The 23,530-nt window shown below is 67.9% G+C and carries 24 protein-coding genes; 13 read left to right on the forward strand and 11 right to left on the reverse strand.

What is annotated here, in order from left to right; genetic code table 11:
- Positions 1-56 precede the first annotated feature (56 nt).
- From BACI71_RS03655 to BACI71_RS03665, 3 genes are all read right to left on the reverse strand, one after another.
- Entirely contained in the window at positions 57-506 is a 450-nt protein-coding gene (locus tag BACI71_RS03655; RefSeq protein ID WP_236552796.1) for a hypothetical protein, read from the reverse strand.
- On the reverse strand, positions 506-1,909 hold the full coding sequence (locus tag BACI71_RS03660; protein ID WP_159755182.1) for an NAD(P)H-dependent flavin oxidoreductase: 1,404 nt from the start codon (positions 1,907-1,909) through the stop codon (positions 506-508). Before BACI71_RS03660 ends, BACI71_RS03655 begins: the two co-directional genes overlap by 1 nt.
- A gap of 75 nt (positions 1,910-1,984) precedes the next feature.
- Positions 1,985-3,103 (reverse strand): glycosyltransferase, encoded by a 1,119-nt coding sequence (locus tag BACI71_RS03665; protein ID WP_159755185.1) that lies wholly within the window; start codon positions 3,101-3,103, stop codon positions 1,985-1,987.
- A 110-nt stretch (positions 3,104-3,213) separates the two neighbouring features.
- On the opposite strand from BACI71_RS03665, the gene BACI71_RS03670 reads away from it, so the two are divergent.
- Positions 3,214-3,465, forward strand: a complete 252-nt coding sequence (locus BACI71_RS03670) for a hypothetical protein (protein ID WP_201297284.1) — start codon at positions 3,214-3,216, stop codon at positions 3,463-3,465.
- A 188-nt stretch (positions 3,466-3,653) separates the two neighbouring features.
- Here the strand turns inward: BACI71_RS03670 and BACI71_RS03675 are convergent, their stop codons facing one another.
- The 3 genes from BACI71_RS03675 to BACI71_RS03685 all read right to left on the reverse strand — a co-directional run bounded on the left by BACI71_RS03675 (position 3,654) and on the right by BACI71_RS03685 (position 6,763).
- The gene (locus BACI71_RS03675) at positions 3,654-4,784 is read right to left on the reverse strand and encodes a glycosidase (protein ID WP_159755188.1); all 1,131 of its coding nucleotides are present in this window, start codon (positions 4,782-4,784) and stop codon (positions 3,654-3,656) included.
- Entirely contained in the window at positions 4,784-5,542 is a 759-nt protein-coding gene (locus tag BACI71_RS03680) for an SDR family oxidoreductase (RefSeq protein ID WP_159755191.1), read from the reverse strand. Before BACI71_RS03680 ends, BACI71_RS03675 begins: the two co-directional genes overlap by 1 nt.
- A 336-nt stretch (positions 5,543-5,878) precedes the next feature.
- Entirely contained in the window at positions 5,879-6,763 is an 885-nt protein-coding gene (locus BACI71_RS03685; protein ID WP_159755194.1) for an alpha/beta fold hydrolase, read from the reverse strand.
- A gap of 38 nt (positions 6,764-6,801) precedes the next feature.
- Here BACI71_RS03685 and BACI71_RS03690 point away from each other — a divergent pair, with 38 nt between their 5' ends.
- From BACI71_RS03690 to BACI71_RS03725, 8 genes are all read left to right on the forward strand, one after another.
- Positions 6,802-8,160, forward strand: coding sequence for a protein adenylyltransferase SelO family protein (locus BACI71_RS03690; protein ID WP_159755197.1), 1,359 nt, complete (start codon positions 6,802-6,804; stop codon positions 8,158-8,160).
- A gap of 47 nt (positions 8,161-8,207) precedes the next feature.
- Positions 8,208-9,617: a succinylglutamate-semialdehyde dehydrogenase gene (gene astD / locus BACI71_RS03695; protein WP_159755200.1), complete on the forward strand. Its 1,410-nt coding sequence runs from the start codon at positions 8,208-8,210 to the stop codon at positions 9,615-9,617.
- A 21-nt stretch (positions 9,618-9,638) separates the two neighbouring features.
- Complete coding sequence (locus BACI71_RS03700) at positions 9,639-10,553, forward strand: DUF808 domain-containing protein (protein ID WP_159755203.1); 915 nt, start codon at positions 9,639-9,641, stop codon at positions 10,551-10,553.
- A gap of 289 nt (positions 10,554-10,842) precedes the next feature.
- A complete protein-coding gene (gene cobA, locus BACI71_RS03705; protein WP_159755207.1) occupies positions 10,843-11,631 on the forward strand; it encodes a uroporphyrinogen-III C-methyltransferase in 789 nt (262 codons plus the stop codon).
- Positions 11,628-11,924 carry a DUF2849 domain-containing protein gene (locus BACI71_RS03710; RefSeq protein ID WP_159755211.1) on the forward strand — a complete coding sequence of 99 codons (297 nt, stop codon included), beginning with the start codon at positions 11,628-11,630 and terminating at the stop codon, positions 11,922-11,924. The genes cobA and BACI71_RS03710 overlap by 4 nt, the downstream gene beginning before the upstream one ends.
- A 40-nt stretch (positions 11,925-11,964) precedes the next feature.
- On the forward strand, positions 11,965-13,596 hold the full coding sequence (locus BACI71_RS03715; protein ID WP_159755214.1) for a nitrite/sulfite reductase: 1,632 nt from the start codon (positions 11,965-11,967) through the stop codon (positions 13,594-13,596).
- Positions 13,589-14,050, forward strand: coding sequence for a DUF934 domain-containing protein (locus BACI71_RS03720; RefSeq protein ID WP_159755217.1), 462 nt, complete (start codon positions 13,589-13,591; stop codon positions 14,048-14,050). The genes BACI71_RS03715 and BACI71_RS03720 overlap by 8 nt, the downstream gene beginning before the upstream one ends.
- Positions 14,043-14,801, forward strand: coding sequence for a phosphoadenylyl-sulfate reductase (locus tag BACI71_RS03725; protein WP_159755220.1), 759 nt, complete (start codon positions 14,043-14,045; stop codon positions 14,799-14,801). Before BACI71_RS03720 ends, BACI71_RS03725 begins: the two co-directional genes overlap by 8 nt.
- Positions 14,802-14,825: 24 nt before the next feature.
- Here the strand turns inward: BACI71_RS03725 and BACI71_RS03730 are convergent, their stop codons facing one another.
- From BACI71_RS03730 to BACI71_RS03745, 4 genes are all read right to left on the reverse strand, one after another.
- Positions 14,826-15,893, reverse strand: coding sequence for a catalase family protein (locus BACI71_RS03730; RefSeq protein ID WP_159755223.1), 1,068 nt, complete (start codon positions 15,891-15,893; stop codon positions 14,826-14,828).
- Positions 15,894-16,064: 171 nt separating this feature from the next.
- Positions 16,065-16,892 carry an SDR family NAD(P)-dependent oxidoreductase gene (locus BACI71_RS03735; protein ID WP_236552797.1) on the reverse strand — a complete coding sequence of 276 codons (828 nt, stop codon included), beginning with the start codon at positions 16,890-16,892 and terminating at the stop codon, positions 16,065-16,067.
- Entirely contained in the window at positions 16,862-17,881 is a 1,020-nt protein-coding gene (locus BACI71_RS03740; RefSeq protein WP_159755226.1) for a phosphotransferase family protein, read from the reverse strand. The genes BACI71_RS03735 and BACI71_RS03740 overlap by 31 nt, the downstream gene beginning before the upstream one ends.
- Positions 17,878-19,113 carry an acyl-CoA dehydrogenase family protein gene (locus BACI71_RS03745; RefSeq protein ID WP_159755229.1) on the reverse strand — a complete coding sequence of 412 codons (1,236 nt, stop codon included), beginning with the start codon at positions 19,111-19,113 and terminating at the stop codon, positions 17,878-17,880. The genes BACI71_RS03740 and BACI71_RS03745 overlap by 4 nt, the downstream gene beginning before the upstream one ends.
- Before the next feature lie 135 nt (positions 19,114-19,248).
- On the opposite strand from BACI71_RS03745, the gene BACI71_RS03750 reads away from it, so the two are divergent.
- Positions 19,249-20,484, forward strand: a complete 1,236-nt coding sequence (locus BACI71_RS03750; protein WP_159755232.1) for a TetR/AcrR family transcriptional regulator — start codon at positions 19,249-19,251, stop codon at positions 20,482-20,484.
- Positions 20,485-20,497: 13 nt separating this feature from the next.
- On the opposite strand, the gene BACI71_RS03755 is transcribed toward BACI71_RS03750, so the two are convergent.
- Entirely contained in the window at positions 20,498-21,352 is an 855-nt protein-coding gene (locus tag BACI71_RS03755) for a helix-turn-helix domain-containing protein (protein ID WP_159755235.1), read from the reverse strand.
- 159 nt (positions 21,353-21,511) lie between these two features.
- Between BACI71_RS03755 and BACI71_RS03760 the strand changes: the two genes are divergently transcribed.
- From BACI71_RS03760 to BACI71_RS03770, 3 genes are all read left to right on the forward strand, one after another.
- Entirely contained in the window at positions 21,512-22,150 is a 639-nt protein-coding gene (locus tag BACI71_RS03760) for a glutathione binding-like protein (protein WP_159755238.1), read from the forward strand.
- A gap of 127 nt (positions 22,151-22,277) precedes the next feature.
- Entirely contained in the window at positions 22,278-22,760 is a 483-nt protein-coding gene (locus tag BACI71_RS03765; RefSeq protein ID WP_159755241.1) for an EF-hand domain-containing protein, read from the forward strand.
- A gap of 41 nt (positions 22,761-22,801) precedes the next feature.
- Positions 22,802-23,524 (forward strand): response regulator, encoded by a 723-nt coding sequence (locus tag BACI71_RS03770; protein ID WP_159760820.1) that lies wholly within the window; start codon positions 22,802-22,804, stop codon positions 23,522-23,524.
- The last annotated feature ends 6 nt before the right edge of the window (positions 23,525-23,530 follow it).

Consider the following 23,530-nt stretch of genomic DNA (forward strand, 5'->3'; position numbering starts at 1 on the left):
ACGGTGCGAGTGGCAGCGCGGGCGGGAGACTGTCGTTCCCGATGCCACCCCGCGCATCAACGTCGGGCCAAATTGGCGTCCGGCGGCTCAAGCAATCCCGCCCGCGCAAGGTCCTTGTCGCGCCCGAACGCGCGCAGGATCGCGCCGAGTTCGTCGCGACCCGGCACGAACACGCCCGCGAGTGCCACCCGCGTGGCTGGCGACACCCGCCGCCACACGCCATCGGTGCACAGTTCGAGATCGGCCATCACCTCGATCGGCAAGGCCGCACCGTCCAGTCGTGCGAACGGGTGCGAGCGGAAGCGGTCGCTCGCCGCGCCGATCGTCACCGCGCCCGGCCAATCGCCGAGCAGCCGCGTCGCATCGCGCGCACTCACCAGCACGTCGATGTCGTCAACCGACGTCTCCGCCCCATGCAGCCGCACCGCCGCACTGCCGATCACCCACCACGGATCGCGCGCCGGGCGCAGCGCTGCCGCCACCTGCGCCAACGCCGCGTCGAACATCAGTCGCCGGTCAGGATGCGATCGACGAGTTGCTTCACCGTCGGCACGAAGCCATTGGAATAGAACGGATCGCGCTTGAAGTTATAGGCAGCGTGGCCCGCGAACATCAGGTTCGCATCGGTGTCGCCGCCGTGTGCGATGTCCTGCAGCGTCTTTTGGATGCAGAAGCTGCGCGGATCGGCGAGCCGCCCGGTCGAGTTGGTCTCGGTATCCGCCCAGCTCGAGAACAGGCACTGGCTGAGGCAGCCCATGCAATCGGCCTGATCCTTGCGGATCTCGGCCTTTTCCTGCGGCGTCACGAAGACGAGCGTGTTGTCCGGCGTCTTTAGCGCGTCCGTGAAGCCCGCGCCGAACCATTCGCGCGCGCGCAGCAGGTCGTTGCGCGTCACCCAGAAGTTCTTGCCCTTCACCCCGACGTCGAGCTGGAAGACATGGTCGCCCGCTTCCTGGGTCGAAAACGCGATCTGCCGCTCCGACCGTGCTTCGAGCGAGCGCAGGAACGGATTGCGGACCGCCGACGAATAGAAACCGGTCGGCGAGAAGCGGTGCAGCAGCACCTCGCCTTCCTCGATCTGCGTCAGCTTGGCCTTCCACTCCTCAGGGATCGGGCTTTCCTGCGTCAGCAGCGGGCGCGTGCCGTACTGGAAGGCGATCTGGCCGAGTTCGGGGTTGTCGATCCACTCGTTCCAATCGCGCAGGTACCAGACGCCGCCCGCCATGATGATCGGCGTGGTATCCGGGATGCCGCCCTCGCGCATCGTCTCGCGCAGCGCCTTGACGCGGGGATACGGGTCCTCGGGCTTCAGCGGGTCCTCGGCGTTCGACAGGCCGTTGTGCCCGCCCGCCAGCCACGGGTCCTCGTAGACGACCGCCGCCAGCCACTCGCTCGCCTTGGAATAGGCGCGCTTCCACAGCGCGCGGAACGCACGGCCGGAGCTGACGATCGGCAGGTAATTGACGTTGTACGACGCCGCGATCTCGCTGAGCTTGTACGGCATCCCCGCGCCGCAGGTGACGCCCGCCACCAGCCCGCGCGTCCGCTCCAGCACGCCGTGCAGCACGCGCGGCGCGCCGCCCATTTCCCACAGCACGTTGATGTTGATCGCGCCCTTGCCGCCCGCGATCTCCCACGCGCGCTGCACCTGCTGCACCGCGCCCTCGATCGCATAGGCGATCAGCTCCTCGTGGCGTTCGCGCCGGGTCAGCGCGCGATAGATCTGCGGGATGATCTTGCCGTCGGGATCGTAGCTGTCCGCATTGACCGCCGAGACCGTGCCGATCCCGCCCGCCGCCGCCCAGGCGCCCGCGGAAGCGTGATTGGTGGCGGCAACGCCCTTGCCCCCTTCCACCAGCGGCCAGACCTCGCGGCCTGCATAGACGATCGGCTTCAACCCCTTGAACACGCGATTTCCCGTTTTCACCAATGATGCAGCGGCCTCATATAAAGCAATCGGGCCGCAACGCGACCGAAATGCGACTCACCCGAGCAAAGCCGGCCTCCCGATCGCTTCCGCATAAACGGCGGCAGAACGCGCGATCATCGCCGCAGCGTCATGCGTCGCCAGCGCCTGCGCGCGATTGGCCGCGCCTGTCGCCGCCCGCAGCGTCGCATCGGTGGCGAGCGGCTGGAGCGCATCACGCAGCGAAACCTCGGCGGCATGTGCCGACAACAGCGCGCGGTTCTCCGGCGCGAGCAGCGCCTCCACCGCCCCGCCGCGCAGCGCCATCACCGGCACGCCGACCGCCATCGCCTCCACAACGATCGGCGGCGCGGCACCACGCCGCATTGGCAGCAGCAGCACGTCGACCCCGCCGAGCCACGCCGATGTCGGTGTCAGCCCGCCGGGCAGCACCAGCCGGTCATCGATCCCCATCGCCAGTGCCGCGCGCTCGACCGCCGCCCGCCCCGCGCCCTCGCCCACCACCACCAGCCGGAAGCGCGCCGCCAGCCCCGCGACCGCGCGCACCAGCAGCGTCAGCTCCTCATCGCTTGCGCCGTCGAGGGTCACGCCGATCGCCACCTCGCCGGGCTTGCGGCGGAACCCGCCGACCGCTTTGGCATCCGGCGCACGCGCGAACGCCGCCAGGTCGATGCCGTCGGGGATCGCGTGCAGCCGAGCGCCCGCGACCTTCCACCGCGCTGCGGCGGCCTCCGCCGCACCGTAAACGGTGACGACCAGCCCCGCCGCCGCGCCCAGTGCGATCCGACGGTAAAGCCGAGCGCTTCCCCCGCTGGTGGCGTCCGAAGGGTCCTCATGGTGGACGATCGGCGGTGTGTCGCGTGGAAAGGCGCGCCGTGCCATTACCGCGTCGATCGCGCCTGCGCCGAAACTCAGCACCAGATCATGCCCACGCATAGCCCGCGCGATCGCCTCGTAGCGCGCGACCGACACCGGACCGGAAAGCGGCGGCGGGTTCTGCGCGAGCGTCGCGGAGACACCGCCCGGCAGCGCGCCCTCGCAATGGTCGGCAGCGACGACCTGCCGCGCACGATTGCCGAACGCAGTCATCAGCTGCAGCGCACGCCGGCTCCACGGATCGGCGGCGGCGGGGGAGAACGAGCCGAACAGGTAAAGAAGGGACAGCGACTGTGACATACCAGCCACATAATACGGCAAACGCGACCGCGCACCATGTTCCGCTTTCCCTGCGGCAAGGAACAGGACAAGGAACGGCCTGTTATCCGCGACTAACAGGAGACGCACCCATGAAGATCGCTTCCATGTTCGCCGCTGCCGCCTCGCTCACGCTGGCTGCCGCCCCTGCTCTCGCCGCTCCGGCCGCCAGCCCGGCGGCGTCGCTGTCGGTCGCGAAGTCGGCCCGCGCCGCCACCGCCACCAGCGGCAAGAGCAAGCTCGCCGCGCCGGGCGCGATCGTCGCGCTGGTGCTCGCCGCCGCCGTCGTCGCCGCCGGTGTCGTCATCGCGGTTGACGACGACAACAACTCGGACAGCAACTGATCCGAAGCATCGCGTCGCCGCGGCGGCGTGATGTCGAAAGAGGCCCGGGGCGCACGTGCGCTCCGGGCCCTTTTTCGTATTTGGCGAACATCTGCACGTCATTGCGAGCGAAGAGAAGCAATCCAGGGCGTCCTGATCCGGCTCTGGATTGCTTCGCTACGCTCGCAATGACGGCTGACGGGTTACGATCACCCGATCCGATCCTTCGGCACATGCGTGATCCGGCACGCCAGATCGGCCTCGCCGCTCGCCACCACCCAATGATCGCCGCCGTCCGCGATCCCGGTCGTGAACACCACGTCGGTGACGTACAGCAGATCCTCCAGCGGCTTGAGCAACGCGGGCGCCGGCTCCAGCAACGGCGCATGATCGGTCGCCAGCGCACGCGACGGATCGTCGCGGTCGAGCAGCGTCCAGTAGGTGCGGTAGATGCCGACCACGCCCGACGGCTCGACGCCGTGCCATAGCGACAGCCAGCCCTGCTGCCCGCCGACCTCCGCCGGCATCGGCGGCGCACCGCCGCCCATCCGCGCGGTCGCCATCGTCTGCGCATGCGGACGGATGCCGGGCTTGTCGTACGGCTTCCAGTGCAGGGCGTCGGGCGAGGTCGCGAGATTGATCGACGGCCCGGCACGCCACTCGGATTCGGGTGGATAGGCGAAATACAGGTCGCCAAGAGGCCGCGTCTGCGCGCAGAACTTGTCCCCGACCTTCCCCTCGAAGATCAGCATGTCCTTGTTCTGATGGTCGAGGACGATCCCCTCCAGCGTCCAGTCAAGCGCATCGTCGCTGGTGTAGAGCGTGGTCGAATGCCGCTCGGGACTGACCGAACAGGTCGTCATGTAGTAACGCCCCTCGATCTGCGTAATCCGTGCATCCTCGACACCATAGCATTGGTAATCGGTGCGCGGCGCGATCGCGCGGTCATAGTGGATCGCCACCACCTCGCGCCCCTCGGCATCCAGTTCGACCGGCAGCAGCCACGACAGCGAGGTCAGCGCCATCACCTTCCACCCGCCGCCGCGCATCATGAACTTGCGCGGATCGGAAGTGTCGACCAGCGACAGCGGCCACGCGTCGAGCACGTAACCACCGTCATGCCAGCGGATCGCATGGATCTGCTGCTCACGAACCGGCGTGCGCAGCGCCTCGGCAACGCGCACCATCAACAACAGATTGCCGTTCGGCAGCCGCGTCATCCCCGGATTGAACGCGCCGAGCACATAGGTCTCGGCATCGATCTTCCCCGCCAGCGGCGAGCGCGCCAGATCGATATCGTGCGGCGTCAGCACCAGCGCGTCATGCGGCCAGTCGGCCATCATTCCTCCTCCTGCACGCGCGGGCTGATCGTCAGCCGCTGGATCACGGTACGGCGCGGCTGGGTCAGCAGATACTGGACGCCGACCGCGATATCCTCGGCACGCAGCATCGACCCCGCCTCGATCTGCGCGCGCTGCTCGGCGGGGCTGATGTCGGGCATCTGCATGTCCGACCCGGTCTTGCCGGGCTCGACCAAAGCGACGCGGATATCCTTGCCGCCCAGTTCGCGGCGCAACGCGATCGAGAACCCCTGCAAGCCATGCTTGATCGCCGCATAGACGGTCGAATGCGGCCCGAGCACATAGGCGCTCGTCGACCCGATCATCACGATATCGCCGCCGGGTGCCATCGTCGCGGCGGCGCGGTGCGCCAGCAGCAGATAGTGGGTGAAGTTGAGCGAAATCGCGTGACGCACCGCCGCCTCGTCCATCTCGCTCAGCCCCGACGCCGCCTCGGCGGCATTGGCGATGACGATGTCATAGCCGCCCAGCGCCGCGTCGGCCGCGGACAGGAACGCCGCGACATTGTCGGGATCGGATAGATCATGCAGCGCGCCCTCGCCCGTGCCGACCTTGCGGATGTCGGCCAGCGCTTCGTCGAGATGCGCCTGATCGGTGCCACCGATGAACACCGACGCACCCTCGGCGGCGAGCAGCCGCGCGATGGCGCGGCCGATCCCGGTCGTGCCGCCGGTGATCGCCGCGCGGCGACCGGCCAGCGGCAACACGCTGGTATGAGCGTCCCGAACATCAGTCATGCGACACCTCCGCAGTGAGGCAGCTCAGCCCCTCTGAAAACCACCCCGGCGAACGCCGGGGCCCAGTTAGGAGGACGGTTGCGGGTGGTCGCCGGGCGTTGCCCGACTGGACCCCGGCGTTCGCCGGGGTGGTAGATAAATTGATCTCCAATCCAAACCTCCCCCCCGCACGTCGCCCCGGACCTGATCCGGGGCCCCGCTTCTTTCTCTCGGTCTGGGCAAAAGCGGGATCCCGCATCACGGCTCTCCTGAGCTTCGCCGAAGGGTCCGGGATGACGGGGAAGACTGATCATGCGGGCTCTCCAAACGTCCGTCGTAAAGCCCCGCGACAGCGCCTCAGTCGGTCGGCCGGTTCCCGGTCCGCGCCAACCATTGCAGCAACGCAGGTTGCACCGCCGGCTCGTCGAGCATCGGCGCGTGGCCGACACCGGGCACCGTCACCAGCGTCGCATCCGGCAGCATCGACACCATCCGCTCGGCAGTCCCCGCGGACAGGATATCGCTCAACGCCCCGCGCACCACCAGCACCGGCACCCCCGCCAGCGCCGCGAGCGCGCGCCACATGTCCGGCCCCGCCTCGTTGCCGGGCAGCCGGAACGGCTCGGCGATCTTCATGTCGTAATCCAGCACGATCCGCCCGGCGGAATTGACGCGGTACAGCCGCTTGGCCATCGCCAGCCATTGTTCGATGTCCCAATCGGGATAGGCACCGGCGTTGCTCTCCTGCACCCCGCGCGCGGCGTGCATCCATGTCGGCCAGGTGCTCGGCTTCCCGACATAGCCGCGAATGCGCGCCAGCCCGGTCGGTTCGATCTCCGGCCCGACGTCGTTGAGCAATGCGCCCGCCAGTCGGCCCGGCACCAGCCCGGCGAGCAGCATCGTCACGATCCCGCCCAGCGAGGTGCCGATCGTCACGAAGCGGTCGATCTTCTGATCGTCCAGCAGCGCCACCACGTCCTGCGCATAGGTGAGCGGGACATAGCTCATCGGGTCCTTGGCATAGCCGCTCTCGCCGCGCCCGCGGAACTCGACCGCGATCACGCGCCGCGCCGGGGCGATCGCCCGCGCCACGTCGGCAAAGTCGCGCGCGTTGCGGGTCAGGCCCGGCAGGCACAGCACCGGCGGCGCGCCCCCATTCGCCGTCCCGGTGCCCGGATAGTCGCGCGCATGGAGCCGCAGCCCGTCGCTCGACCACCAGTAAATGTCCCGAAACTCCGCCATCGCTTGCGCCCCCTGCCGAACGCCCCCCATATCGCGGCATGGCCGTCGACCCGCAAGCATATCGCCCCGAGCGCACCCTGACCGCGCTCGGCGACCCCTTTTACGACGAAGTCGCCGCCGCGCGCTTTCCGCAGGCGATCCTCCGCTTCCGCAACGATCGCGCCGCCGCGCAGGTCGGGCTCGACACCCTCGACGATGCCGAATGGATCGCGCATTTCGGCCGCTTCGAGGCCCTGCCCGGCTCGCTCGAACAGCCGTTGGCACTTCGCTACCACGGGCATCAGTTCCGCGTGTACAATCCCGATATCGGCGACGGGCGCGGCTTCACCTTCGCGCAGCTCCGCGACGACCGCGGACGGTTGATGGACCTCGGCACCAAGGGCTCCGGGCCGACGCCGTGGAGCCGCTTCGGCGACGGACGCCTGACGCTGAAGGGCGGCGTGCGCGAGGTGCTCGCGACCGAGATGCTCGAGGCGCTGAACGTTCCCACCTCGCGCAGCTTCTCGCTGATCGAAACCGGCGAGGCGCTGGAGCGCAACGACGAACCCTCGCCGACGCGCGGCAGCGTGCTGGTGCGGCTCAGCCATTCGCATATCCGCATCGGCACGTTCCAGCGGCTCGCCTGGCATCGCGACGAGGACGCGCTACGCCGCCTGACCGGCTATGTCCTCCGCGAACTCTATGGCGAGGACAGCGACGATCCCGTCCGGCTGCTCGAGCTGGTCGTCGCGCGCACCGCGACGCTGGCGGCGCGCTACATGGCCGCGGGGTTCGTGCACGGCGTGCTCAATTCCGACAACATCAACGTCACCGGCGAGAGCTTCGATTACGGCCCGTGGCGGTTCGCGCCGGTCTGGGATCCGGGGTTCGTCGCCGCGTACTTCGATCACGCCGGCCTCTACGCCTTCGGTCGCCAGCCCGAGGCGATCCTGTGGGACGTCATGCAGCTCGCCTCCTCGCTGCGCGCGATCGCCGATTCCGAACCGCTGATCGCCGCGCTCGACGGGTTCGCCGGCCAATACCAGCCGGCGATTGCCGAGGCGGTGCTGTGGCGGCTCGGCCGGGTGCCGCGTGCACCGGAGGAGAATCGCGCGCTCGTGCAGGCGGTCGAACGCGCGTTGCGCGCGACGCTCACGCCGGTCGACCGGTTCTTCTCCGACGCCTTCGCGCAACCCCTGCCGCAAACTTATGGCACCGACTGGGACGAGGTCCGCCAACATCTACAGCCCTTTTCGCCCCGGCGTGCGCGCGATCATGCCTATTGGCAGGGCGAACCGTGCTCGATGCTGATCGACCGGGTCGAGGCGATCTGGTCGCCGATCGCGGATGCCGACGATTGGGGGCCGTTTGGCGCAACCATCGCCAACATCCGCGCGATGGGTGACGCGCTGCGCTGACGATCCCCCCTTCCGCCGTGATGAAAGTTACGGCTAAGACCAGCGGCATGGCTGAGCTGATCTCCTTCGAACCCGCCACCGGCGCGGAATTGTGGCGTGCGGAGACGAGCGACGTCGATGCCGAGGTCGCCGCCGCGCGCGCCGGCTTCGTGCCATGGGCGGCCAGGTCCTTGTCGTTCCGCATCGAAACGCTGCGCCGCTTCGCAAATGTCGTCCGCCAGCGCGCCGACGCCTTCGCCGATCTGATCGCGCGCGAGACCGGCAAACCGCTGTGGGAGGCGCGCACCGAAGTCGACACCGTCGCCGCCAAGGTCGACATCTCGGTCAGCGCCTATGCCGAGCGCACCGCGCAGCGCCGGCTCGATGCGCCGATGAACACGCGCATGGCGCTCCGCCACAAGCCGCACGGCGTACTGGCGGTGCTGGGGCCGTACAATTTCCCGGCGCATCTGCCCAACGGGCACATCGTCCCCGCGCTGATCGCGGGCAACGCCATCGTCTTCAAACCATCCGAGAAAACCCCCGCGACCGGCGCGTTTCTGGTCGATTGCTTCCACGCCGCCGGGGTGCCTGCCGAGACGCTGCGGCTGGTGATCGGCGGCCCCGACGAGGGCCGCGCGCTGGCGGCGCATGACGGGATCGACGGGCTGCTGTTCACCGGCTCGGCGCGCACCGGGATCGCGCTCAACCGCGCCTTCGCCGAAAAGCCCGAGAAGATCCTCGCGCTGGAGATGGGCGGCAACAACCCGATACTTGTGTGGGACACCCCCGACCTGCACGCCGCCGCGGTGCTGATCGTCCAGTCCGCCTTCACCACCGCCGGCCAGCGCTGCACCGCCGCGCGGCGGCTGATCGTGCAGGAATCGCTGGCCGAACCGCTACTTGCCGAGTTGGCGTCGCTGACCGGCCGGCTGATCGTCGGCGCGCCGCACGACGATCCGCAGCCGTTCATGGGTCCGGTCATCGACAATGAGGCGGCCGATGGCCTCACCGAAAGCTTCCTCGCGCTGATGATGAAGGGCGGTCGCCCGATCCACCATATGGCGCGCCCGGTCGAGGATCGGCCGTTCGTGACCCCAGGTATCATCGACGTCACCGATGTTGGCGATCGCCCGGATATCGAGCTGTTCGGCCCGCTGCTGCAGGTGATCCGCGCCGACGATTTCGACGGCGCGATCGCCGAGGCGAACAACACCCGCTACGGCCTGTCGGCGTCGCTGATCAGCCAGACCCCGGCGCTGTTCGACCGCTTCTGGGCGGGCGCGCGCGCCGGGATCGTCAACTGGAACCGCCCGACCAACGGCGCGTCGTCGTCGGCACCGTTCGGCGGGATCGGCTGGTCGGGCAATCACCGGCCAAGCGCCTATTACGCCGCCGATTATTGTGCCTATCCGGTCGTATCGAACGAGGCCGAGGCGGCACGCGCGACGATTGGCATCGGCCTCGCCGACGCCTGATTTCAAAGAGGACCGAGAGACATGGCAAGCGGACTCGTCGCGCTGCTCGACGATATCGCCGGACTGACGCGGCTGGCCGCGGCATCGCTCGACGACGTCGGGGCGGCCGCCACCAAGGCGGGGACGAAGGCGGCAGGGGTAGTGATCGACGACACCGCGGTCACCCCGCGCTATGTCGTCGGGCTGTCGCCGAAGCGCGAATTGCCGATTATCGGCAAGATCGCGCTCGGCTCGATCCGCAACAAATTGCTGTTTTTGCTGCCCGCCGCGCTGATCCTGAGCGCGGTCGCGCCCTGGGCACTGGCGCCCCTGCTGATGCTGGGTGGTGCATTCCTTTGCTTGGAGGGCGCGGAGAAGGTGATCGAAGCGGTATCCGGTGGCCACGGCGCGGACGAGGAAACGGTGACGACCGACCCGGTCGCGCTGGAGAAGCAAAAGGTGTCGGGCGCGATCCGCACCGACTTCATCCTGTCGGCCGAGATCATGGTGATCGCGCTGCGCGAGGTATCCGACCAGCCGCTGCTGACGCAGGCGGTGACGCTGGCGATCGTCGCGGTCCTGATTACCGCCGGCGTCTACGGTGTCGTCGCACTGATCGTAAAGGCGGACGATGTCGGCCTTTACCTCGCCAGGCGACCGTCGGCGGCGGCGCAGGCGATCGGTCGCGGGCTGGTGAAGGGCGTGCCCGTGCTGATGCAGGTGCTGACGGTGGTCGGCACCGCGGCGATGCTGTGGGTCGGCGGCGACCTGCTGATCCACAATGCCGTCGATGTCGGCGTGCCCGCGCCGGCCGACTTCGTCCACCATCTCGCCGAGCGTGCGGGCGGCGGGGCGCTCGGCTGGCTGGTAAGCGCTGGGATCGCGGGGGTATTCGGGCTGATCGTCGGCGGGGTGATCGCGCTGGTGATGCACAAGGTTCATGCGGCGAAGCATTGAGGGGCGACACACGTACGTCGCCTGCGTGACGGCCTTACGCTTCAACTCGACAGACATGGGCCCCTGCCTTTCCAGGGGCGAAGGTGCTTGTTGATCGGGCTCTCACCACAACTACCGTCGCCCCTGCGCAGGCAGGGGCCTATTGTCTGTCCAATCAGCCACTACGGTGCCTCACCAGCCGCGAGCTGCTGTGTCCGTCCGAAGCAACCACCACAAAACCAATCCTACGCCACCGCCAAGCATCGCTCGATTGCGCCCCCCGCCGCCCTGCCCCATGTGCGCTATCATCATGGCGACGCTTCTTGATCCCGACGCGCGCGGTCGCGTCATCCTCGTCGGTGCCGGCCCCGGCGATCCCGGCCTGCTCACGGTTCGTGCGGTGGAGGCGCTGCGCTGCGCCGACGTCGTCGTCCACGACGGGCTGATCGACCCGCGCGTCCTCGATCTCGCCCCGCCCAATGCGCACCGCATCTCGGTCGCCAAGCGCCGCGCCCGCCACACGCTGCCGCAGGAAGCGATCAACGCGCTGATCGTCGCGCATGTGAAGGCCGGTGACGTCGTCGTGCGGCTGAAGGGTGGCGACCCGTTCATCTTTGGACGTGGCGGCGAAGAAGTCGAGGCGGTGCGCGCCGCCGGGCTGGCGGTCGAGGTGATCCCGGGCGTGTCGGCGGCGCTCGGCTGTGCGGCCGAGGCGATGTTGCCGCTCACGCACCGCGATCACAGCTCGGCGGTGACCTTCGTCGCGGGGCAGTGCAAGGGGCTGACCGATCAGGATTGGTCGGGGCTCGCCGGTCAGGGTCGCACCCTGGTGATCTATATGGGCGTCGCGACCGCCGAGGCGATCGCCGACAAATTGATGGCCGATGGCGTCGCCCCCGATATGGCCGTAGCGGTGCTGGAAAAAGGCACGCTGCCCGGCCACCGTGCACTACGCACCCTGCTCGCCGATCTCGGCGCGATGGTGTCGCGCGAGCAGGTGGCGAGCCCGGCGATCATCGTCGTCGGCGAGGTGGTGGAATTGTCCGACGCCGAGGACCGGCTGGCGGGCTATGCGAAGGTGGCGGAGACGATGGCATGAGGCTGGTGACCGGCAACGATCTGGCGAGCGGCGACGTCGTCTGGTGGACCGGCCGCGACTGGTCGCGCCACATCGCCGACGCCGGCGACGCCGGTGAGCGTGCCGAAGCGATCGCGCGCGAGGAAGAAGCCGCACGCCGCGTCAACGTCCCCTATGTGATCGAGGCGAGCGAGACCCCGGATGGGCCACGCCCGGCGCATATCAAGGACCGTATTCGCGCGCTCGGCCCGACCGTCCGCCCCGACCTCACGCTCAAGCCCGCCGACGCCAACGCCGGCGACTGGGTGATCTGAACCCCTCCCCGCCACCTGCGCGGGGATCGAGGAAGCAACGATGTACAAGTACGACGAATATGATCAGTCGATCGTCGATGCGCGGGTCGAGGAGTTTCGCGACCAGTGCCAGCGACGGCTGTCGGGCGAGCTGAGCGAGGACCAGTTCAAGCCGCTGCGGCTGATGAACGGGCTCTACCTTCAGCTGCACGCCTACATGCTGCGCGTCGCCGTGCCGTACGGCACGCTCAACGCGCGGCAGATGCGGATGCTGGCGCATGTCGCCCGCAAATACGACCGCGGCTATGGCCATTTCACCACCCGCCAGAACATCCAGTACAATTGGATCAAGCTGGAGGACGCCGCCGACATCCTCGCCGAGCTGGCGACGGTCGAGATGCATGCGATCCAGACCAGCGGCAATTGCATCCGCAACATCAGCTCGGACCAGTTCGCGGGCGCTGCCGCCGACGAAGTGACCGATCCGCGCCCGTTTGCGGAGTTGCTGCGGCAGTGGAGCACCTTCCACCCCGAATTCACGTACCTGCCACGCAAGTTCAAGATCGCGGTGATCGCCGCCGAAGAGGATCGCGCGGCGATGCGGCTCCACGACATCGGGCTGCAATTGCTCGAGCGTGATGGCGTGCTCGGTGCCAAGGTGTTCGTCGGCGGCGGCATGGGCCGCACACCGATGATCGCGCCGGAGATCAGGGACTTCATCCCCGCCGACCAGCTGATGAGCTATCTGGAGGCGTGCCTGCGCGTCTACAATCGCTATGGCCGGCGCGACAATATCTACAAGGCGCGGATCAAGATCCTGATTCACGAACTCGGCGCGGACAAATATCGCGCCGAGGTGGAGGAGGAGTTCGCACAGGTCCGCCAGCTCGGCATCGATCCGCCCGCCGCCGAACTGGCGCGGATCAGCGCGATGTTCGCCGCGCCCGCCTTCGCCGCCGATGACGGCGCGGTCGCGGATCGCAGCGATCCTGATTTCGCAGTCTGGCTCGACCAGAACGTCCGCGCGCACAAGCAGCCGGGCCATGCGATCGTCACCATCTCGCTCAAGCCGATCGGCGGCATCCCCGGCGACGCCTCCGCCGAGCAGATCGACGTGATGGCCGACCTCGCCGAGCGCTACAGCTTCGACGAACTGCGCGTCACCCATGCGCAGAACATCGTCCTGCCACACGTCCGCGTCGCCGATCTGAAGGCGGTGTGGGAGGCGCTCGCCGAGGCCGGACTGGCCGACGCGAACCTCGACCTGATCAGCGATATCATCGCGTGCCCCGGTCTCGATTATTGCTCACTGGCCAATGCGCGCTCGATCCCGCTGGCGCAGAAGATCGGCCGGCGCTTCGCCGACCTCGATCGCCAGCGTGACCTGGGCGAATTGAAGCTGAAGATCAGCGGCTGCATCAACGCCTGCGGCCACCATCACGCCGGGCACATCGGCATTCTGGGCGTCGACCGGAAGGGCACCGAAAACTACCAGCTCTCGCTGGGCGGTTCGGGCGCGGAGGATGTGTCGATCGGCAAGATCACCGGTCCGGGTTTCGACGAGGACGGCGTGATCGACGCGATCGAGCGCGTCACCGATACCTATGTCCGCATCCGCGAGACCGGTGAGCGCTTCGTCGACACCTATCGCCGCGTGGGCATGCAGCCGTTCAAGGAGGCGATCTATGGTTGATGCGTTCGAGGTCGACCTGATCGACGACCGCGCGCATTTGCGCTTCCGCGACAGCGCGGCGCATGAGGAGCCGGCGGTGACGCTCGACGCGTTCCTCGCCGGGCAATCGAATGCCACCGCGGTGCGGATCGAGCCCGGCGACGATGCCCGCGCGCTGATCCCGCATCTCGACCGGATCGCGCTGGTCGAGGTGTCGTTCCCGACGTTTCGCGACGGGCGCGGCTATTCGGTCGCGCGGATCCTGCGTGAAGCGGGTTATGCCGGCGAGCTGCGCGCCGAGGGCGACGTGCTGGTCGATCAGATCCCGCTGATGCGCCGCTGCGGCTTCGACGCGTTCGCCCCGCATGCGGCGGTCGACCCGGTCGTGCTCAAGCGCTCGCTGGAGCGCTACGATCACGTGTATCAAAAGGCCGCCGACGCGGCGGTTCCGGTCTGGAAATTGCGCCATGGGTGAGGCTGCTCACGATCTGGACGTCATCGACGTCCGCCCCGCCTTCACCGCCGCCGATGCCGCGGCGATGCAGGCGCGGTTCGAGGGCGTGTCCGCGCCCGACATGCTACGCGAGCTGCTGACCGGCGAACTGGCCGGTCGCATCGCGGCGGTGTCGTCGTTCGGTGCGGAATCCGCGGTGCTGCTGCACATGATCGCGGCGGTCGACCGCGACGTGCCGGTGATCTTCACCAACACGCAGAAAATGTTCGGCGAGACATTGGCGTATCGCGACGAACTATCCGAGCGGCTGGGGTTGACCGAGCTGCGCGTTTTCCGTCCCGACCCGCGGCTGCTGCGACTGAAAGACGAGAAGGGCCTGCGCTGGTCCTACGATCCCGACGGCTGCTGCGAGCTGCGCAAGGTTGAGCCGCTGCGCCGCGCATTGCTGCCGTTCCAGTCGTGGATTTCGGGGCGCAAGGGCTTCCAAGCGAAGACGCGGCTCGCGCTCCCCCGGTTCGAGGAGGATGAGGGCCGGCTGAAGATCAACCCGCTCGCCGACTGGTCGAAGGAAAAGCTCGACGGCTATTTCGCCGAGCACGACCTGCCACGCCACCCGCTGGAGGCGCAGGGCTATCTGTCGATCGGCTGCGCGCCGTGCACCTCGAAGGTGCGCCCCGGCGAAGACCCACGCGCCGGTCGCTGGCGCGGCTGGGACAAGGTGGAGTGCGGTATCCATGTCGCCGAAAAGCCGGGCGAAGAACCCGCGTTCTGACCTGCGCGGCGGGCCGTATGCCGATCATCCCGGCTCATGGATCGGACAGCGGTTGACGCGCTGGCGATAATCGGCGGAGTGGGAATAGGTGTCGCGGCGCGCGCGGTTGATGTTGCCGAGTGGCTGGTGGGCGGCGAGGCCGGTCCAGACGCTGAATCGCAGCTGTTCGTTGACCTGTTCGACGCGCGTGTCGTCCCAGCTATCCTGCGCTTCTGTGCGGAGCGTGGCGACGCGGACGAACGGGGCTTCGGTTTCGTCCCATTCCACCGTCGCATCTTCGACCGGCTGGCGCGCCAAATCGCGGGCGAGCTGGACTTGGAACTCCCACTCACCTGCGATCGAGCTCAACTCGTCGCGAACGGTGTGCCGGATCGCGTCGCGATCGCCGGTCGTGTCTATGTTCGCGCCGGTGCGCTCCTTGAGACCCGGCGCGATCGGCGCGAGGCTGAACTTGGCGACATGCTCGCCGTAGCGAAACGGCGTGGCGCTGTAATAGGTCTCACCAACCGGATCGACGTTCGGCGCGCCGCCGAGCGTGTTGATCGTCGCGCTCTCGACTCCGACCGCGCCCAGCGCGCTGCTGACCCCGCGCAGCACCGCGGAGAGCGCCTTCTTGGCGCCTTCCGCCTTGTCGGTGGTGCGCGCCAGCAGCTTGAGGCTGCCGAGGAACTTTTCGGCGGTCTTCGCCTGGAAGGCAGTGGCGTTGACCATGATGAAATCCTGCGCGCGCCCTTCCGCGCCGGGCAACCGCTCGCCGTCCACGTCGAAGACCTTGATCGCGAGGCCGCGCGGGAGTGAGATCGCGTCGTCGAGGATGTCGCCGGGGTTGGTCGAGAAGCGCATCAGTACCTTGTGCTCGCCCGGCATCGCGAACAGCCCTTGTGCCAGCTCGGCCGGAAGATCGGCGTCGATGGTCAGCGTGCCCTCGAGGATCGCGTGCGCCTTGGCATGGACCGCGCGGACGGCATGGCCGTAGTCCTCGGCGGTGGTGTCGAGGACGATGTCGAACTGCTCATTGAGTTGGGCGATCGTTTGCGCCTCGTCAGGCTGCGGCTGCTCGATGTCGGGGGTGTAAAGGACGGGGGCGGGCATCGGGCGACTCTCCTGTGGATGGAGGGTCAACACAGGTTAGCTGCGGGCGTTCCGCTACCTCGCGTCGAATGAAGTCCAGCCTTACCCGTCATTGCGAGCGGCGCGAAGCAATCCAGGGCGTGTTGGCCCGGCACTGGATGCTTGGCTCCGCTCGCAACGACGGGATGATCGTCACACCGCGGTCTTGCCGTAATCCTGCCGGGTCACCGGGTGACTCGACGACAGGCCGCCGTCCGCCGCGAGCGCCTGCCCGTTGACGTAGCTGGCGTCGTCGCTGGCGAGGAACAGCGCCGCGCGGGCCAGCTCCTCCGGCTGCGCGCCGCGGCGCAGCGGGTTGAGGCGGCCGAGGCGGTCCATCTTGCCGGCGTCCCGGGCGTAGTCGAAGGTCGGTTGGGTCATGCCGGTTTCGGTCAACCCCGGACAAAGCGCGTTCACGCGGACATCCGAGCCGGACAGTTGCTGCGCGGCGGTCGCCGCGAGGTTGATCACGCCGGCCTTGGACGCCGAATAGGCCGGTGAGCCCGCGCCCGAGCGCAGCCCCGCGACGCTGGCGGTCAGCACGATCGCGCCACCGCCGCGTGCGGTGATCACCGGGGCAGCGTGCTTTACCGCCAGCCATGGGCCGATCAGATTGACGCGCAAGACCTCCGTGAACAACGCGACATCGGTGTCGAAGATGTTCGCCATCCCGCCGGAGATGCCGGCGTTGGCGAACATCACGTCAAGCCCGCCGAAGCGAGCGACCGCGAGCGCCACGGTGCGCGCGACATCGTCTTCGTCTCCAGCATCCATGCGGATCGCGGCCGCTACGCCACTGGCGGCGGTGATCGCCTGCGCCGTCTCCTCCGCCTGATCGGTGACGTCGGCGACGACCACCTGCCCGCCCTCGGCCGCGAACAGCAACGCCGCCGCGCGACCGATTCCCGAGCCTGCGCCGGTGACGACGATCGACTTGCCCGCGAAGCGCATCACGCCCCCGCCCGCTGCGCGAAATGCCATGCGGCATCGACCAGCCCGCCCATTCGCGCCGCGGTTTCGTGCGCGCGCGGGTTGGCGGCGGTGCCGGTGACGATCCGCTTCTTGATGCCCTGCACGATCCCGGCGAGGCGGAAGAGATTGAACGCGAAATACCAGTCGAGCGCGATCGGCGCGCTGCGCCCGGTACGCGCGCAGTAACGCTCCAGCATCTTGGCCATCTCCGGGATTCCGGTCGCTGCGCCGGTTCGGCCGAGCACGCCCGAGCGGCCCTCGGGCTCGGTCACCCAGCTCATCAGGAAATAGGTGAGATCGGCAACCGGATCGCCGAGCGTCGACAATTCCCAGTCGAGCACCGCCCAGACGCGCGGCTCGGTGCCCGGCGCGAAGCGGAGATTGTCGACACGGTAGTCGCCGTGGACGATGCTGGTGCGCTCCTGCGCCGGCACGGTGCGGGGCAGGAAGTCGATGAGCTTCTCCATTGCGGGCATAGGCTCGGTTTCAGCACCGCGATATTGCTTGGTCCAGCGCGCGACCTGCCGCTCGAAATAATTGCCGGGGCGGCCGTAATCATCGAGCCCGATCGCGACATGGTCGGTGTTGTGGAGATCGGCGAGCGTGTCGATCATCGCCTCGTAATGCGCGCGGCGCTGATCGAGGGTGAGATCGGGCATCGTACCGTCCCAGATCGTCCGCCCCTCGACCATCGCCATGACATAGAAGGCCGAGCCGATCACCGCATCGTCCATGCACAGCCCATACGGCCGCGGCACCGGGAAGCCGGTCGGATGCAGCGCGGCGATCACGCGATATTCGCGGTCGACCTGATGCGCGGACGGCAGCAGCGCGCCGACCGGCTTGCGGCGAAGTACATAGCTGCCGCTATCGGTGTCGATGCGATAGGTCGGGTTGGATTGCCCACCCTCCAGCCGCTGTTCCCGGGTAATCGCGCCGGCACCGGGAACATGCACGGCCAGCCACTCGCCGAGCCGCGCGGTGTCGAGGTCGGTCATGCGTATTTGCCGAACTCATGCCGCGCGATCGCGCGCGCATGGACCTCGTCGGGACCGTCGGCGAAGCGCAACGTCCGCATCGACGCCCAGGCGTGCGCGAGGTCGAAGTCGCCCGATACGCCCGCGCCGCCATGCGCCTGCACCGCATCGTCGAGGATGCGCAGCGCCATGTTCGGCGCCTGCACCTTGATCATCGCGATTTCCTGTTGCGCGGCCTTGTTGCCGGCCTTGTCCATCATGTCGGCGGCCTTGAGGCACAACAATCGCGTCATCTCGATATCGATCCGTGCGCGAGCGATCCGCTCCTCCCAAACGCTGTGGTCGGCGATGCGCTTGCCGAACGCGGTGCGGGTGACGAGCCGCCGCGCCATCGCCTCGATCGCGCCCTCCGCGACGCCGATCGTACGCATGCAGTGGTGAATGCGCCCCGGCCCCAGCCGGCCCTGCGCAATCTCGAATCCCCTGCCCTCACCCAGCAGCATGTTGTCGACCGGCACGCGCACGTCGGTGAAGCTGACCTCGCCGTGGCCGTGCGGGGCGTGGTCATAGCCATAGACCGACAGCATCCGTTCGATCCGTACACCGGGCGTGTCGAGCGGCACCAGCACCATGCTCTGCTGCTGGTGCCGCGCCGCGCCGGTGTCGGTCTTCCCCATCAGGATGCCGATCCGGCAGCGCGGGTCGCCGATCCCCGAGGACCACCATTTGCGACCGTTGATGACATAATGATCGCCGTCGCGGTCGATGCGCGTCTCGATATTGGTCGCGTCGGATGAGGCGATCGCGGGCTCGGTCATCAGAAAGACCGAGCGAATCTCGCCGTTCATCAACGGACGCAGCCACGCTTCCTTTTGCGCCAGCGTGCCGTAGCGGTGCAGCACTTCCATGTTGCCGGTGTCGGGCGCCGAGCAGTTGAAGCATTCGCTCGCCCAGTCGATGCGCCCCATTTCCTCGGCACACAATGCGTATTCGAGGTTCGAGAGCTGCGTACCCTCGAACACGAACGTATCGTCGACATGGGTCTGTCCGGAGTGGGGCGGCATGAAGAAATTCCACAGCCCGGCAGCCTTCGCCCGCGCCTTCACGTCCTCGATAACCGGCAACACCTTCCACCGATCGCCGTCATGATGCTGGTGGTCATGCTCGGCACGGCGCGGCGCGATCTCGCGGGCGATGAAATCGCGTACCCGATCGCGGAAATGCGTCTCGCGCTCGCTCAGGGTGAAATCCACCGCGCTTCCTCTCCATGACTGTCGGCGATGGGGTGTAGGCCATACCCGATGTTCGGTAAAGTCGCCGATCGTGTGGACCACGCTCTACACGAAAAAGGACTGCATCTTCGAAACGGACCATGCTAACGCTACGTCATGGGGGATATCCGTACCGAAGACACCGGCAGCACGCGGCGCTTTCGCGAGAAGCGTCAGGCGATCCTCGCCGCCGCCGCCGATGCGATCAACGAGCAGAGCGCGAAGGGGATGACCTTTGCCGATGTCGCGCGCCGCGTCGGGCTGAACACGACCAGCGTGACCTATTATTTCAAACGCAAGGAGGATCTTGCCGCCGCCGCCTTCGAGCAGACGCTCGACAGCCTGATGGCGATGCTCGACGACGCCGCACGCGAGGCGACGCCAAGGGCGCGGGTCGCGCGGATGGTGACGCTCAACGTCGAGCGGCTGATGCGGATCGAGCGCGGCGAGGAACGCGCGCTGGCGGTGCTGTCCGACCTGCGCGCGATGGACGAGCCGATGCGCGCGACGTTGATGAACCGCTGGCGCGAGGTGTTCCGACGGACGCGCGCCCTTTGGGGCGGCGGGCTGTCGCGCGAGGCGACCGATCTGGCCGGCGCGCGCGCGCATGTGCTGCTGGAAAACATCTTCTGGCTGCCGTTGTGGCTACCGCGCTACGAGGTCGATCAATATCCGCGCGCGGCGGCGCGGCTGACGGCGTTGCTGCGTGACGGGCTGGCGGTGGAGGGCGCGGGCTGGAACCCGGCGGCGGTGGCGCTACCGCATGACGATCCGGTGCCGGGACGCGAGGCGTTCCTGCTCGCGGCGACGCGGCTCATCAACGAACTCGGCTATCGCGGTGCGTCGGTGCAGCGGATCGCGTCGGAGCTGAACGTCACCAAGGGCAGCTTCTACCACCATCTCGATGCCAAGGACGATCTGGTCGTCGCCTGCTATCGCCGCAGCTTCGACACCATCGCGGCCGCGCAGCGGCTCGCCGACGAGCGTGGCGGTTCGTACTGGCAGCGGCTGTGCGACACAGTGGCGACGCTGGTGGCGGTGCAATTCTCCGAGCGCGAGTCGCTGCTTCGCACCACCGCGTTGAGCGGCTTGCCCGCGGGTGAGCGGCAACAGATGATCGATCGCTCGACGCGGATCGCGCGGCGCTTTGCGGGCACGATGATGGACGGAATCGCCGAGGGCACCGTACGCCCGGTCGACAGCCTGATCGCGTCGCAGGCGCTGATGGGGATGCTCAACGCCGCGTTCGACATGCGGAAATGGGCGTGGAGCATGGATCGCGACCGCGCGATCCGTTTCTATGCCTCGACGCTGATGTTCGGGATGTTCGACGACCGCGCGCTGGTGGGCTGATCATCACCGCTCCCTAGACCGGCGCTCCCAGCGCCCGAGTCCGCGCCATGATTGCCACCTGATTATGCGGGCCGCGGCGGCGGGTGAACTCGCGCACCGAACAGCCAAGGAACAGATGGCTGTCGCGCAGGAAATGCGACCGATCCCAGTAGCCAGCAGCCTCCAGCGCGGCCGGGCCGCCCTCGGGATCGGTCAATACGGTGGTCACCGCGCGCAGAAAGCGCGTGCGGCGCAGCAGCAGCTTGGGGGTGAAGCCAAAGTTGAAGCGCGTCATGGCGGCGAGCGCGCGTGGCGACATGTCCAGCGCCTCCGCCACGGCCTCTATCCGCGTCGTGGCCGGATCGCGCAGCAGCTCGCAAAGGATCTCGATCCGGGGATCGGCGGGCGGACGGCGGTCCAGCCGGGCCTCCAGCCACGCCTCGAATGCGGCGTCGAACGATTGCCCCGCCTCCAGCGCCTCGCGCAACATGTTCGCGCCCGCATCGATGTCGCCCAGCGCGATGACGCGGTTGGCGTAGCGCGAGACGTCGCCCCCGAAAATCTGCGCCCAGCCGAGCGGCAGCAATCCGACGCCGACCAGCTCGCCGCCATGACAGGTGAGATAGCCGGCGTAGCTGGTCGGACCGGTCAGCGCGACCGGCGGCATCGGATCGACCAGCCGGCTGCCGATCCTGAGCGACCATGAAGGGCTGTTGCGCAGCGACACGCGGATCGTCGCAACACTCGGAAAAAAGGCGTCGCGCAACTCGCGCGTCGCGCAGATCGGTGCCGCAAAGCGATGGTAGCCCGTAACGTAGCGCCTCAGCCGGTCCCCCGGCGGCACATAGCGCACATCGACCATCGCCGCCCCGTTGTCCTTCCCTGTCACGTCGCCCCCCAGCAACTTCTTGCGGCAGGTTCATAATCTTTTGTTACGTCGCTGCAAGCATCTGTCGCTTTCCAGCATCGTCGCGATGCGATTTCGGGAACGGACCGGAACGGCGGTGCGATCTGCTGCACATGTCCGTCGTAAGAGGAGGTGACCGCGATGATTGACCTGCATTTCTGGCCGACGCCCAACGGATACAAGGTGTTGGTCTTCCTTGAGGAAGCCGGGCTTGAGCACGAGATCCACCCCGTCAATATCGGTGCGGGTGAGCAGTTCAGGCCCGAATTTCTCAAGATCGCCCCCAACAACCGGATGCCGGCGATCGTCGATCACGCACCGACCGATGGCGGCGCGCCGATCAGCGTCTTCGAAAGCGGCGCTATCCTTCTCTATCTCGCGCACAAGGCCGGCTCCTTCGGCGGCCGCGATCCGCGCGCGCATGTCGACGTGCTGCAATGGCTGATGTGGCAGATGGGCGGTCTCGGCCCGATGCTGGGGCAGAACCATCACTTCACGCGCTTCGCCCCCGAGAAGGTGCCGTATGCGATCGACCGCTACGTCAAGGAGACCGCGCGGCTGTATGGCGTGCTCGACCGGCAATTGGCGGAGCGGTCGTTCGTCACCGGGGATGACTATACGATTGCTGACATGGCCTGTTACCCGTGGATCCTGCCGGAGGCTCAGGGGCAGCATCTGGCCGACTTCCCCAACGTCGCGCGCTGGCATGCGACGATCGCGGCGCGGCCGGCGGTTGTTCGCGCCTATGAGCGTGGCAAGCAGGTCGCGCCGCCGAAGTAACCGCTTGCGCGGCGCTGATACAAGTCGCGACAGTTTCGCCCCATGCCCGACATTCCCGCGCGACGCCCCGGCCGCATAACGCGCGGTCGGGGCATGGATCGCTCCTCGGGCATGAAGGGGAAAGACGATGAAGACGTGGATCACTGCTGCCGCACTGGGGGCCGCGATGCTGGGCGGTCTGGGCGCCGCAAGCGTGCAGGCGCAGACTCCGCCCCCCGCGCCGATGCAGACCCCGGTCGGCGACGGCGATGGCGTGGTCACCCGCGATGAAGCCGCTGCGGACGCTGACCGACGGTTCGCGGCGATGGACACCAACCACGACGGCAAACTGACCCGTGACGAACGGCGAGCGTGGCGCGAGCAGCGCCGCGCGCCGCCGCCACCCCGCGACGATGCGGGCCGCAATCGTCGAGCCGCCGACCAGACGCCGGCCGAGTTTCGCGACCGTGCGCTCAAGCGTTTCGACCGGATCGACACCAACCACGACGGGCGGATCGACGCCAATGAACGCGAGGCGATGATGATGCTGATGCGGTCGCGCCGGCTCGGCCATGATCGGCGGCAAGACGGGCAAATGCCGCCGCCCGCCCCCGCTGCGCCGGTCGGCTGAGCCCTTTCCGCGTGGCGACGATTGTGTCAGGTGCCGTGACCATGGGCGAAATGCCGCACCTCCTGCTGGTTGATGACGAGCGGTCGATCCGCGAGCCATTGGCCAGCTATCTGACGAAGCAGGGCTTTCGCGTCACCCAGGCGGGTGACGCGGAGGCGGCGCGCACCCGGCTGGCGGCTTATGCGATCGACCTGATCGTGCTCGATATTATGATGCCGGGCGAGGACGGGCTGTCGCTGTGCCGGCACGTCCGGGCGAACGGTGAGACACCGGTGATCCTGCTGACCGCGAAGAGCGAGGAGACCGACCGGATCGTCGGGCTGGAGATGGGTGCGGACGATTATGTCGTTAAGCCCTTCTCCCCGCGCGAGTTGGCCGCGCGGATCAAGACCGTGCTGCGGCGGACCGCGGGCGGCGGCGGGATGCGGCACCATGCGCCGGAGAGTGGCTCCTACGCCTTTGCGGGCTGGGTGCTGAAGACCGGCGAGCGCGCGCTGGTCGACCGGGAAGGCGTTTCGGTGCCGCTGTCGACCGGAGAATACAACCTTCTTTTGGCGCTGGTGCAGCGTCCGCGACAGGTTTTGACGCGCGATCAGCTGCTCGACCTGACGCAGGGACGCGAAGCGGCGGCATTCGACCGGGCCATCGACAATCAGGTCAGCCGGCTGCGTCGGAAGATCGAGCCCGACCCCAGGAACCCCGAGATCATCAAGACGGTGTGGGGCGGCGGCTATGCGCTGTCGACGGACGTGACGCGGCTGTGAAGCTGC

The sequence above is a fragment of the Sphingomonas sp. 8AM genome (assembly GCF_902506455.1).
In the GTDB taxonomy this organism is placed as follows: domain Bacteria; phylum Pseudomonadota; class Alphaproteobacteria; order Sphingomonadales; family Sphingomonadaceae; genus Sphingomonas.